At 45.7% G+C, this 8,233-nt stretch carries 7 protein-coding genes; 2 read left to right on the top strand and 5 right to left on the bottom strand.

The genetic code is table 11. The features are described 5' to 3' along the window. Positions 1 to 640: outer membrane protein assembly factor BamE (locus ICN31_RS10275; RefSeq protein WP_255531004.1), on the bottom strand; the 640-nt coding region annotated here is incomplete at its 3' end. A 28-nt stretch (positions 641 to 668) separates the two neighbouring features. Between ICN31_RS10275 and fur the strand changes: the two genes are divergently transcribed. After that, positions 669 to 1,124, top strand: coding sequence for a ferric iron uptake transcriptional regulator (fur, locus tag ICN31_RS10270; RefSeq protein WP_216261188.1), 456 nt, complete (start codon positions 669 to 671; stop codon positions 1,122 to 1,124). Positions 1,125 to 1,216: 92 nt separating this feature from the next. Here fur and gap read toward each other — a convergent pair whose 3' ends face one another. Continuing rightward, positions 1,217 to 2,245, bottom strand: a complete 1,029-nt coding sequence (gene gap / locus ICN31_RS10265) for a type I glyceraldehyde-3-phosphate dehydrogenase (protein WP_216261165.1) — start codon at positions 2,243 to 2,245, stop codon at positions 1,217 to 1,219. 34 nt (positions 2,246 to 2,279) lie between these two features. Continuing rightward, on the bottom strand, positions 2,280 to 4,283 hold the full coding sequence (tkt, locus tag ICN31_RS10260; protein WP_216261163.1) for a transketolase: 2,004 nt from the start codon (positions 4,281 to 4,283) through the stop codon (positions 2,280 to 2,282). Between the two features lie 44 nt (positions 4,284 to 4,327). Here tkt and ICN31_RS10255 point away from each other — a divergent pair, with 44 nt between their 5' ends. Continuing rightward, positions 4,328 to 5,089: a 16S rRNA (uracil(1498)-N(3))-methyltransferase gene (locus ICN31_RS10255; RefSeq protein ID WP_216261161.1), complete on the top strand. Its 762-nt coding sequence runs from the start codon at positions 4,328 to 4,330 to the stop codon at positions 5,087 to 5,089. 33 nt (positions 5,090 to 5,122) lie between these two features. Here ICN31_RS10255 and ICN31_RS10250 read toward each other — a convergent pair whose 3' ends face one another. Together ICN31_RS10250 and ICN31_RS10245 are read right to left on the bottom strand one after the other, a co-directional pair. Next, complete coding sequence (locus ICN31_RS10250) at positions 5,123 to 5,743, bottom strand: barstar family protein (RefSeq protein ID WP_216261159.1); 621 nt, start codon at positions 5,741 to 5,743, stop codon at positions 5,123 to 5,125. A gap of 128 nt (positions 5,744 to 5,871) precedes the next feature. Continuing rightward, complete coding sequence (locus tag ICN31_RS10245; RefSeq protein ID WP_216261157.1) at positions 5,872 to 8,193, bottom strand: NADP-dependent malic enzyme; 2,322 nt, start codon at positions 8,191 to 8,193, stop codon at positions 5,872 to 5,874. Between the last annotated feature and the right edge of the window lie 40 nt (positions 8,194 to 8,233).

Genomic DNA, 8,233 nt, shown 5'->3' with positions numbered 1-8,233 from the left:
AGAAGGAACCTTGATTCGCGGCAGGAGCAGGAGGTATAGCAACCCCCTTAGGCAAGTTATCTGTTGGACTTGCCACCAACAACTCTGGCCGCTGTAATGGCGGCGTTACTGGCGGCTTATTAGATCCCGTCATCACATCCCAAAAAGAGCGCTTTGTTTTGGCGTAGTTATCGATCTCAGCAACTAACTCGATTTCTGTTGGCAGTGCATCACCTTCAAACTTCACTACTTTGTCGCCATCAAAAAATACAGTGACATGACGTTCTTTGGCAACGCGCTGTCCGGAACGTTTAAATTCAAAAACATAGTCCCAGCGATTGGCATGAAAATAGCTTGCAAGCAAAGGTGTGCCTAAAATTTGACGCACCTGTTCGCGAGTCATACCTAATTGCAACTTCGCGTATTGTTCGCTAGAAATAAAGTTGCCCTGCACAATGTCCGGAACATAAGGTCTAAACACTTTATTCATCCAGGCGCGCTGAGTGTTATCAACTGCGGAAGTGCAACCAGATAGCCCTAATAAAGCGGCCATAGCAAAAGCGGCGAACACGAGGCGTACGGATGCATAAAACCCCTTAAAAACAGGGTTCAAAAAACGACTAAAAAGTTCAAGGCAATTTTGCATGGCTGGCCGTATCATTAAGACATTGATTTTAGCTCCCAAAGCCATGAATACGAACCAAAACCCTACTCCAGCAGATTTGCGCGACATTGGCCTAAAGGCTACCGGTCCACGTATGAAAATTCTGGATTTTTTTCATCAGAATGGCGGCACCCACTTTAGCGCTGAGGATGTTTTTATGGCTCTGGCTAAAGAGGACCAAGAAATTGGTCTCGCTACGGTCTATCGTGTCCTTACCCAATTTGAACAGGCGGGGCTTCTTCTACGCAGCCATTTTGAGTCTAGTAAAGGCGATAGTAGAGCGATTTATGAACTTAATGAGGGTCAGCACCACGATCACCTGGTTTGCCTTGATTGCGGCCATGTAGAGGAGTTTGTAGATGAGGCAATTGAGAAAAGGCAGCGTGATATTGCTAAAAATCTGGGATTTAAGCTCCAGGAACACTCCTTAGCAATGTATGGTCATTGTCAAAAGAAAAACTGTCAAAATAAGCAAAAATAAGCGCTTTTCAGCAGCATAGTCATGAAAAAAGACCTCAAATTGAGGTCTTTTCTAATTTTTAGCTACTTTTAACGAGTTTTAAGCACTTTAAGTTACCTTACGGCCATTAATGCCTCAGCTGCATTGAGCATTTGCACCGAATAACCCCACTCGTTGTCATACCAAGCCAAAACTTTCACTAACTTTCCATCGGCAGAAACGCGCGTCTGGGATGCGTCGTAAATACTTGGGCGTGGGTCATGGTTAAAGTCAATTGAAACCAGAGGCAAAGTATTAAAGCCCAGGATTCCTTTGAGCTCACCCTCGCTCGCAGCCTTCAGAATGGAATTGACTTCATCCACACTAGTAGCGCGGCTTGCCGCAAACGTTAAGTCAACTACGGAAACATTAATCACCGGCACCCGCATCGCAAAACCATCAAAGCGGCCCGCTAGTGCTGGCAATACCAAACCAACTGCTTTTGCTGCACCAGTCTTCGTTGGAATCATGCTGGTCACAGCAGAACGCGCACGACGCATATCCTTGTGATAAACATCCGTTAATACTTGATCATTTGTAAACGCATGAATAGTCGTCATTAAACCAGACTCAATCCCAATTTTTTCGAGCAATGGTTTTACTAAGGGGGCTAAACAGTTAGTTGTACAACTTGCATTGGATACCACCAAATCCGTTGGCTTTAAGACATTTTGGTTTACACCATACACAATCGTTGCATCTACATCTTTTTCACCAGGAGCAGAAATCAATACTTTCTTTGCGCCCTGCTCGACATGAATCATGGCTTTTTCTTTAGAAGTAAATTTGCCAGTGCACTCTAAAACTAAATCGACGCCCAATTCACCCCATGGAGTTTCTGCAGGATTACGGGTACAGAACATTTTGATGCGATCACCATTAACGACCATGTAATCGCCATCTACTGAAACGTCCGCAGGGAACCGACCGTGAGCTGAGTCATACTGGGTAAGATGGGCATTGATAGCGATGTCGCCCATCGCATTAATCGCAACAATCTTGATGTCACGCCGTGGCTTACCATTGACCTGATCTTCATAAAGGGCTCGCAATACCATACGCCCGATACGTCCGTAACCATTAATTGCGACACGAATTGTCATTTATTACCCCTTGCTAATTTTAAATTCTGAATGATTATTTCTGTGCGATACATTGCCAAACAGTCTTCGAAATTTGATCAACCGTTAAACCAAAATATTCGTATAGCTGACCTGCAGGTGCAGATTCACCAAAGGTATCTACGCCATGCACCGCTGCACAACCATACTTCCACCAGAAATCACTCACACCCGCTTCAATCGCAATACGTGGAATCTTGGCTGGTAATACCTTCGCTTTATAGGCAGCATCTTGCTGATCAAATACCGTAGTCGATGGCATTGAAACTACTCGAATACCAATTTTTCCTGCGCTCTCTTTTTCTAAACGTTCTGCCGTTTGTAAAGCGAGGGCTATTTCAGAGCCAGTAGCGATGATGACTGCATTGATCTTTCCAGATTGCGGGTCACGCAATACATAGCCGCCGCGTGCAATGTCTTTAATTTGCTGAGCATTGCGAGAAACAAATGGGCAGTTCTGGCGACTAAAGATCAGGGCGCTAGGGCCATTCTTACGCTCAATGGCAGAACCCCAAGCCACAGCGCTCTCAGTAGTGTCACAGGGACGCCAAACCATCAGGTTCGGGATCAGGCGCAAGCTGGCCACGTGCTCCACAGATTGGTGGGTTGGACCATCTTCACCAAGGCCAATAGAGTCATGGGTGAAAACAAAAATACTGCGCAACTTCATCAAAGCAGCCATGCGAATTGCATTACGACTGTAGTCTGAGAAAGTTAAGAAGGTACCGCCAAACGGAATGTAGCAGCCGTGTAGGGCAATACCATTCATGATGGCGCTCATACCAAATTCGCGCACACCATAATTAATATGATTTCCCCATTGATCGCCACGCACTGGCTTGCATGAAGACCAGTTAGTTAAATTTGAACCAGTGAGATCGGCAGAGCCGCCCATAAATTCTGGCAAAGCAGGTGCCAAAGCCTCAATCGCATTTTGGCTAGCCTTACGAGTAGCAATAGTTTCTGCTTTGGACTGGCAAGTTTTTAAATACGCACTCAGTGTGCTTGAAAAGTCTTTTGACAAGTCACCTTGCATGCGACGCTGCAATTCAGAAGCAAGCTCTGGAAATTTGGTTTTATATTTCTGAAATTCTTTATTCCACTCATGCTCCGCAGTTTGTCCACGCTTTTTAAAATCCCAAGCATCATAAATATCTTTTGGGACTTCAAAAGGTGCATAAGGCCAGTTCAAAGCAACACGGGTTTGGGCAATCTCAGCAACGCCTAGTGGTGAACCATGCACTTTATCGCTGCCAGCCATATTGGGTGAGCCCTTGCCGATCGCAGTCTTGCAGCAAATCAGTGTAGGCTTATCACTCTTTTTAGCCTTTGCAATCGCATCTGATACAGCCTCTGCATCATGGCCGTCAACATTGCGGATCACATTCCAGTGATATGCCTCAAAGCGCTTTGGCGTATCTTCGTTAAACCAAGAAACTACTTTGCCGTCAATCGAGATGCCGTTGTCATCCCAGAGCGCAATCAACTTGTTCAGTTTTAATGTGCCAGCCAAGGAACAGACTTCATGGCTAATACCTTCCATCAAACAACCATCGCCAAAAAAAACATAGGTGTAATGGTCAATGATGCTCAGACCGGGGCGATTAAATTCTTCTGCTAATAATTTTTCAGCAAGGGCCATGCCTACTGCATTGGAAATTCCCTGACCAAGCGGACCAGTAGTCGTTTCAACACCAGGCGTTATTCCATACTCAGGATGTCCTGGAGTTTTACTATGCAGTTGGCGGAAGTTCTTAAGCTCTGTAATTGGCAAGTCATAGCCAGAGAGGTGCAAGAGTGAATACAACAACATTGAACCATGGCCATTAGATAAAACAAAACGATCACGGTCAATCCAATGAGGATCGGTTGGATTATGTTTTAAATGTTCGTTCCAAAGTCCAACAGCGATATCTGCCATACCCATTGGCATGCCAGGATGGCCTGAATTTGCTTGTTGAACGGCATCCATGGATAAAGCACGAATTGCGTTGGCCATGCGGATTTGAAGGTTTGACATCGTAAAATTGGTCTCGAGGAAAATAAATTGGCTATATTTCAGTAATGCCTCAATTTTATCTTCCCGGGCCATGGGAATCCCAAAAGCCAACTACCCTCACTGCGCAGGTCGCCCATCACTTGCGTGTTCGACGCATCCAGACCGGGGAATCCTTTCCCATATTTGATGGAAAGGGGCATGTAGCCCAAGCTGAACTCCTATCTTTGAGCGGGAAAACGGGTCAAGTTCAGCTCAAAGATATCCGTACCGATACTCACCGCGAGACCCCTTATGCCATTACTTTGGCCCAAGGCTTAGCTGGAGGCGACAAAATGGACTGGATCGTGGAGAAGGCTGTTGAAACTGGAGCTCAAATCATTGCACCCATGCAGTGCGAACGCTCAATCCTCAAACTTACACGCTCTAGCGATCAGGATCGCGCCCAAAAGCGCCATGCGCATTGGGAAGGAATCATTCAAGCAGCTTGTGAACAATGTGATCGTACGGTATTTACCACCCTAGAACCCATTCAAACTTTTGAAGCGTATCTGAAGAAAAACCCAAAGCCAGCATTAAAACTACTCTTAAGTCCGGATGCTACTAAAAGCATGTATTCAGCTCTCATAGAAAGTGCCCCTCAAGATATTGTTCTCATGATTGGGTCAGAAGGTGGTCACTCGCCAGAAGAGGAGGCTCAAGCAGAGGCAGCAGGCTATCAAATCGTTTCTCTTGGAGAACGCGTATTGCGCACCGAAACTGCCGGAACAGTTGCCATTACAACTGTTCACAGCATTTGGAATCCTGAAATGCAAAATCGCCTCAAATAGAGGCGATTCCAGGGGCTTACGCTACTTTGGCGATCAAGCGAAGGAGTAGAAGACTCTATAAGGCGTGCGACGGTCGGCCCAGAAATCTACAGCATCACGGAAAACATCTAACAAAGTTTCGCGGGCTTCTTTATCGAATTTCTGAGTACAAGGCAAACCTTCAAGCACCACAACAAATCCAGGCTGTGAACCAGTCTTATCAATTGTTGTCGTCAATGCATCTAATAAAGGATCAAAATTTTTGGCCTGTTGTTTTGTAAATGAGTAAGCAATTGCAATTGCTTCCAACACCTCACCCTTGGTCATTGCATTTGCGCAGTTTGCATAAATGAAATGTTGACCAAGTTCAGTAGCCGCCTCCTGTAAATCTGGAGTACGGAAAGCACGAATTGATTGCACGATATTAGTGCGCACGCTGCGCAACATTGCCGGCGGTCCGGCATCGCGAACGGCCAAGGCGGCACGCCAAGAAGCTGTCACTTTTTTCCCTGAAACTTGATTTGCTGCATAGGTTTGTAAACGAGATAAACCACCCTGGGCGTATACATTGGCAGCAGATGATTCAGTCTCTAGTCGATCATTACTGTCCCAACTTTCAGCCCGGCTGTGTTCTTCAAAGCTGGCTAAATCGGTGTTGTCAGTGCGATTATTCATGATGGGTGTTAGATTACCCGTAACACGCCATCAAATCAAGCCCAAATACAGGGCATTTTATACAAGCCATTGATTTATAAAGGATAAATATATGTAAGTTATTACTGACTTACATATATTTAAATGACTCAGGCAATCCCTCTAGCGTTACTAGCGGCCTCTACTACTGCCAAGGTCGTCACATTAACGATCCTGCGAACAGTAGCTGCTGGGGTCAAAATATGGATTGGCTTAGCTACGCCCAATAACAAAGGTCCAATAGCAATGCCGTTGCCTGCTGCTGTTTTTAATAAATTATAAGAAATGTTAGCGGCATCAATATTTGGGAGAACCAAGAGATTTGCGCTGCCCTTCAATGGGGATGAGGTTACCGCGCCCGCCCGAATTGTTTCATCCAAGGCAGTATCGCCGTGCATTTCACCATCTATCTCTAAATCAGGTGCTGCTGTTTGAATTAATGCCAATACTTCACGCATTTTGATGGCGGAAGGTGCATTACTAGATCCAAAGTTAGAGTGCGAAAGAAGCGCGACTTTTGGAATCAATCCAAGTTTACGCATTTCACTAGCGGCCATCAAAGTCAACTCGGCCAACTCTTGCGCTGTTGGATCAATATTAAGATGCGTGTCCACCAAGAATACTTGGCGACCTGGAAGAATCAATCCCGACATCGCACCATATACATTTGCACCTGGCTCACGACCCACAACCTCATCAATATATTTCAGATGCGTAGCAGAATTGCCAATCGTTCCACAAATCATGCCATCCGCAATACCCTTACTGATCATGACTGAGCCAATCAAACTATTGCGACGACGCATCTCAAGTTTTGCAAAAGACTCTGTAACACCCTTACGCTCTGTCAGGCCTAAATAGGTTTGCCAGAATTCACGAAAACGAGCGTCGTTTTCAGGGTTAACGATCTCGAAGTCATTGCCGGACTTCATGCGCAAGCCAAATTTTTCAATGCGGTGTTCGATCACGGCTGGGCGACCAATCAAAATTGGGGTAGCAAGGGCTTCATCAATAATGATTTGAACAGCACGTAATACACGCTCATCTTCGCCCTCGGCAAACACAATACGTTTTTGATTTGCTGGTGTCTGCTTCGCAATATTGAAGAGCGGTTTCATCAAGGTACCAGAGTGGTAGACAAACTGCTGCAACTGATTGCGATAAGCCTCGAAATCTTTTATGGGGCGGGTTGCCACACCATCCTCCATAGCGGCCTTTGCAACGGCAGGAGCAATGACCGTAATCAAACGTGGATCAAATGGTTTTGGAATTAAGTACTCTGGGCCAAATGACAAATTATCAATGCCATATACCGAGGTAACTACTTCGCTCTGTTCTGCTTGTGCCAACTCAGCAACCGCTTTTACTGCAGCCACTTCCATACCACGTGTAATCGTGGTAGCGCCTACATCTAAAGCGCCACGGAAAATAAATGGGAAGCACAAAACGTTGTTTACTTGATTAGGATAATCAGTGCGGCCGGTGGCCATCACTGCATCTGGCCGCACTGCCTTCACCTCTTCAGGCAGAATTTCTGGGGTTGGATTTGCTAAGGCGAAAACCAATGGCTTAGGGGCCATCTTCTTTACCATCTCTTGCTTTAATACGCCGCCAGCAGATAGGCCCAAGAAAATATCAGCGTCTTCGATTACCTGATCCAATGTTCGTAGTTGCGTCTCTTGGCAAAACGGCTCCTTCTCCGGATCCATCAATTCTTTGCGGCCTTTATAGGCAACACCAGCTAAATCGGTTACCCAAATATTTTTACGGGGGATACCAAGATCGACTAATAAATCCAAGCAAGCCAATGCAGCAGCGCCAGCGCCAGAAGTAACCAACTTCACATTGCCTGCATCTTTGCCAACTACCTTGAGACCATTGATGATGGCTGCCGCAACCACAATCGCAGTGCCATGCTGATCATCATGGAAGACCGGAATTTTCATGCGGGCTTGTAACTTGCGTTCGACTATAAAACAATCAGGTGCTTTGATGTCCTCTAAATTAATACCCCCAAATGTTGGCTCTAGTGCAGCAATGATCTCCACTAATTTATCGGGATCGTTTTCATTCACTTCAATATCGAAAACATCAATGCCTGCAAACTTTTTAAAAAGGACAGCTTTGCCTTCCATTACAGGCTTACTTGCCAACGGCCCAATATTTCCCAAACCGAGAACAGCGGTGCCATTGGTAATCACGCCAACTAAATTTCCGCGGGCGGTGTATTTGAATGCATTTGCAGGATCTTTAACAATCTCTTCGCAAGGAAAGGCAACACCGGGCGTATAAGCAAGCGCTAAATCCCGTTGATTCGTCAGCTGCTTGGTTGGAGCAATCTCAATCTTGCCTGGAGTTGGAAACTCGTGATATTGGAGGGCAGCCTCTCTTAGGGCTGCAATTTGCTGCTCTTTATTGTTTTCTTTACTCATCAGCGTGCTCTTTGGTATGGCGTATTCAAGGATCTAATTC

Origin of the sequence: Polynucleobacter sp. UB-Piko-W3 (assembly GCF_018881635.1) — a bacterium.
In the GTDB taxonomy this organism is placed as follows: domain Bacteria; phylum Pseudomonadota; class Gammaproteobacteria; order Burkholderiales; family Burkholderiaceae; genus Polynucleobacter.
This window is presented reverse-complemented; position numbering and strand designations above follow the sequence as displayed.

Bases quoted from the DNA above. Each gene is read 5' to 3' on its own strand.
- fur (WP_216261188.1), top strand. From the start codon at position 669: ATGAATACGAACCAAAACCCTACTCCAGCAGATTTGCGCGACATTGGC.
- gap (WP_216261165.1), bottom strand. From the start codon at position 2,245: ATGACAATTCGTGTCGCAATTAATGGTTACGGACGTATCGGGCGTATG.
- tkt (WP_216261163.1), bottom strand. From the start codon at position 4,283: ATGTCAAACCTTCAAATCCGCATGGCCAACGCAATTCGTGCTTTATCC.
- ICN31_RS10255 (WP_216261161.1), top strand. From the start codon at position 4,328: ATGCCTCAATTTTATCTTCCCGGGCCATGGGAATCCCAAAAGCCAACT.
- ICN31_RS10250 (WP_216261159.1), bottom strand. From the start codon at position 5,743: ATGAATAATCGCACTGACAACACCGATTTAGCCAGCTTTGAAGAACAC.
- ICN31_RS10245 (WP_216261157.1), bottom strand. From the start codon at position 8,193: ATGAGTAAAGAAAACAATAAAGAGCAGCAAATTGCAGCCCTAAGAGAG.